A 3479-nucleotide genomic window follows, 5' to 3' on the forward strand; every position below is an offset into this window, starting at 1 on the left:
AGCGTAGGGTTGATTCATGAATCAACCCTACCTTATCAAGGGGGGGCAGGGGGGATCGAACCTAAAATCCATTTTTAATTTAATTATAACCAGCTACTTATAAACCGCTTGGCAACATCAAAAAGACTCTTTTTGGTTTGTGTAGTCGGACAACTGATAGAAGAAAAACCGATAAAAGGCTTTAAATTTTCCTTAAGCTTTGTTGAGGTGGCCAAAAGAGGGGGTTAGAGTAAAAAGTGATGGAATTTTGGGCATATTCTCCTATGACGCTGACTGAATTTGGATTATTAGCGGGTTTACTTGTCCCCGGTATCCTGCTCTCGATTTTGGTGATGGTGAGTTTTGCCAAAGGGGGTTAAAAAGTGATAGGGACACCGATGAAAGTGTCTCTATCGAGATTAATCTATTTTGGGTTTTTTGCCCAATTTAATTGATTCTGTAGCTAACAAAATTGATTCTAAATGATGGCGCTTCTCCACTTGACCGAGGAAATAACCTGTCATCATCGCTGAAGCGAGAAGATTAGCCAAATTCTCGCGGTCGGTGGTAATTTGTACCGCAAAATCCTCTGAGGGTAACATTCCCACCAATCCCTTGACGTTTTGCGAGATAATATCTTTAATTTCGCTACTGACCGATTGGGCTATTCTCTCAAGGGTTTCAGGATGCTGCTGCTGGAGATACTGCATCAGACAGTTATCATTTTGTTCTTCGGTTTCCCAGGGAAAAAAATCAGGATTAAAAGTCATCAGAACTCCCACGCTGTAGTGGTTATTGGATTTAGGTTAACAAATCGCTCTTCTTGATTGCCCGAAGTCCCCCCTATCTTCTTCAAGTTTAGCTCAGTGATCAGAAATATTTACCCATAATACACCCTCTCTCTCCTTATTCCTGATCGGTAGATTCCAGAATACCCTGTTCCCTAAGATTGTCAACCTCGAAATATTGATGAAATTTATCGGTTACTTCTAACCAGTAGGATCTACCTTCATTTTGCTTGCGTTTTCTCACAAATCCTCGTTCTACCAAGTCCTGAACCTGTTGATAGGCCGTACTGCCGCGTAAATTGATTAAATCCGCTTGCAAAATCGGTCCCTTGAGCGCAATCGCTGCTAAAGTGCGGAGAGTTCCTGTACCTAATTCGGCCGGGATCAGGTCTTCGATCAAATTCTGATAAGCTGACCGCAATTGTAAACTATAACCGAGGGGGGTTTCCACCACTTCCAAGGCACTATCCCGGTGAGCATAATCGGACATTAACTCGATCATGGCATCTTCCACCGTCAAGCGATCGCTGTTGGTCAACGTCACCATCTCGGTTAAGGGGACAGGCTGCCCTTTTAGGTAAAGTATCGCTTCTAGACGGGTAGCTAGTCTGATCTCCTGGTGTGCTTCCGCGCTCAATCTCGACTACCTAAGTTTAGACAATGATTTAATATTCTACTAGAAGACGAACGAGAAAATTATGGAAACTTTTTGGAGTCAGGTTTTAGACTTTTGTTATCAGGCTACCGAGCAGGTGGGCGATCGCCTAGTAGCTGATTTTGGCAAATTACAGGCCACCAATAAAGCAGACGGGACTTTAGTGACGGCTGCCGACCGTTGGTCCGATGGCGAATTGCGATCATTAATTGCCCGCACTTTCCAGGATCATGGAGTCTTAACCGAGGAAACTACCCATATTTTCCCGGATCAAGAATGGTCTTGGGTAGTGGATCCAATCGACGGCACGACTAATTTTACTCGCGGTATTCCCATCTGGGGCATTTCCCTAGGACTTCTCTACCGGGGGACTCCCGTGTTCGGATTTGTTTATCTCCCCTGCCTGAAACAGTCCTATTATGGTTATTGGTACGGTGAGACGGGTTTAACCGGTCCGCTAGGGGCCTACTGCAACGGTCAACCGATTCACACCAGCGACGATTTTCCCAGCAAAAATCATCTGTTTAATCTCTGCGCTCGTAGTACGGGTGTATTTAAAAACCCCTTTCCCTGCAAAGTGCGGATGATAGGAGTGGCTAGTTATAATCTGCTTTTGGTTGCCGATGGCACTGTCTTGGGAGGAGTGGAAGCAACCCCGAAAGTCTGGGATATTGCTGCGGTTTGGGCAATTCTACAGGCCGCTGGCGGAGTATTTATCTCTTTAGGAGAAAAGATTTTTCCCTTGCAGGTGGGGGAAAATTATAGTGATCGATCCTATCCCTGTTTAGCCGTAGCTCGATCGAATTTAGCGCCGGTTTTCTTGCCTTTAGTCGGTTTTCTCAAGGATGTTGCTTGAATGGAGAATTGCTCAGGTTAGAATAGCTGCATTTATTGGTTTTATCTCTATTTAGGGCTGGCTGAATAAATCTAAAAACCTTGTTGGATAATATCTTTAAGCTTGTTTGAAATCAAAAACTGCCAGCCCTTGGAGTGATCAGGGGGGAAATTTAGGCACTTTTTGCCTGAAAATTAGGTAATTGACCCCCTGAAAATCGGTAAAACCCTACACTCCACACCCTACACCCCACACCCTGCCCCCACGAATTTATTTCATGAGTTTTGATACTTCCTCTCTCAGCGAACGCAACGATAAAGCCGAAGTCTATCAGCCGGTAATTATTCGCCTCGAAAATGTGTCTAAAATCTACGGCAGTGGCGAAACCATAGTTAAAGCCCTCAATAACATCAATTTAAGCCTAAAAAAAGGGGAATATTGCGCTATTATGGGGGCTTCAGGTTCGGGAAAATCCACGGTCATGAATATTATCGGCTGTCTTGATCGTCCCACCTTGGGGTCCTATTATCTAGAAAATCTCGACGTTTCCACGCTGCCGGATGGGGATTTAGCCCAGATTCGCAATCGTAAAATCGGCTTTGTTTTCCAGCAATTCCATCTTTTACCCCAGATGAGTGCGCTGGAAAATGTCATGTTACCGATGATTTATGGTGGGGTTCCTCCCCAAGAAAGAAAGGAAAGAGCGATCGCTGCTTTAACGAGGGTAAAATTGGATAATCGACTGCACAATAAACCCAATCAATTATCGGGGGGACAACAGCAGCGCGTTGCTATTGCTAGGGCAATTGTCAATCAACCCATATTATTACTTGCTGATGAACCGACGGGGGCGCTAGACTCGAAAACTACCCAAGAGGTGATGGCTATTTTCTCGGAATTGAATAACAGTGGCATTACTATCGTCATGGTAACTCACGAGGCTGATGTGGCGCGTCACTCTCAGCGCATTATCTGGTTTAAGGATGGTGAAGTGGTTTATCCTAATCTCGCACCGACGGATTTACACGAGGTGATTGGGTAGGGTAGGGATTTTTCAGTTATCAGTGAAAAGAAAAGGCTCTCCCAGCTTTGGTGGGTAAAATGTATTCTAAGATACATTTCTCCTAGCGAGGGGGTGGAACGAACCACAAAGACACAAAGGACACAAAGATCGATCGATCCTATGTCAATTAAACTTATCACACAGAACCTAGAAGAGCCA

At 44.6% G+C, this 3479-nt stretch carries 4 protein-coding genes; 2 read left to right on the forward strand and 2 right to left on the reverse strand.

The window, feature by feature from the left end:
• Positions 1 to 398: 398 nt before the first annotated feature.
• Positions 399 to 749, reverse strand: a complete 351-nt coding sequence (locus PX484_RS18225) for a DUF760 domain-containing protein (protein WP_002803308.1) — start codon at positions 747 to 749, stop codon at positions 399 to 401.
• 136 nt (positions 750 to 885) lie between these two features.
• Positions 886 to 1404 carry an SMC-Scp complex subunit ScpB gene (scpB, locus tag PX484_RS18230; protein ID WP_002803303.1) on the reverse strand — a complete coding sequence of 173 codons (519 nt, stop codon included), beginning with the start codon at positions 1402 to 1404 and terminating at the stop codon, positions 886 to 888.
• A gap of 61 nt (positions 1405 to 1465) precedes the next feature.
• Here scpB and PX484_RS18235 point away from each other — a divergent pair, with 61 nt between their 5' ends.
• A complete protein-coding gene (locus PX484_RS18235; RefSeq protein ID WP_287767029.1) occupies positions 1466 to 2278 on the forward strand; it encodes an inositol monophosphatase family protein in 813 nt (270 codons plus the stop codon).
• A gap of 256 nt (positions 2279 to 2534) precedes the next feature.
• Positions 2535 to 3299, forward strand: a complete 765-nt coding sequence (locus PX484_RS18240) for an ABC transporter ATP-binding protein (RefSeq protein ID WP_002803301.1) — start codon at positions 2535 to 2537, stop codon at positions 3297 to 3299.
• Positions 3300 to 3479 lie beyond the last annotated feature (180 nt).

The sequence above is a fragment of the Microcystis sp. M49636_WE2 genome, from assembly GCF_030065375.1.
Taxonomy (GTDB): domain Bacteria; phylum Cyanobacteriota; class Cyanobacteriia; order Cyanobacteriales; family Microcystaceae; genus Microcystis; species Microcystis aeruginosa_C.

Bases quoted from the DNA above. Each gene is read 5' to 3' on its own strand.
- PX484_RS18225 (WP_002803308.1), bottom strand. From the start codon at position 749: ATGACTTTTAATCCTGATTTTTTTCCCTGGGAAACCGAAGAACAAAAT.
- PX484_RS18235 (WP_287767029.1), top strand. From the start codon at position 1,466: ATGGAAACTTTTTGGAGTCAGGTTTTAGACTTTTGTTATCAGGCTACC.
- PX484_RS18240 (WP_002803301.1), top strand. From the start codon at position 2,535: ATGAGTTTTGATACTTCCTCTCTCAGCGAACGCAACGATAAAGCCGAA.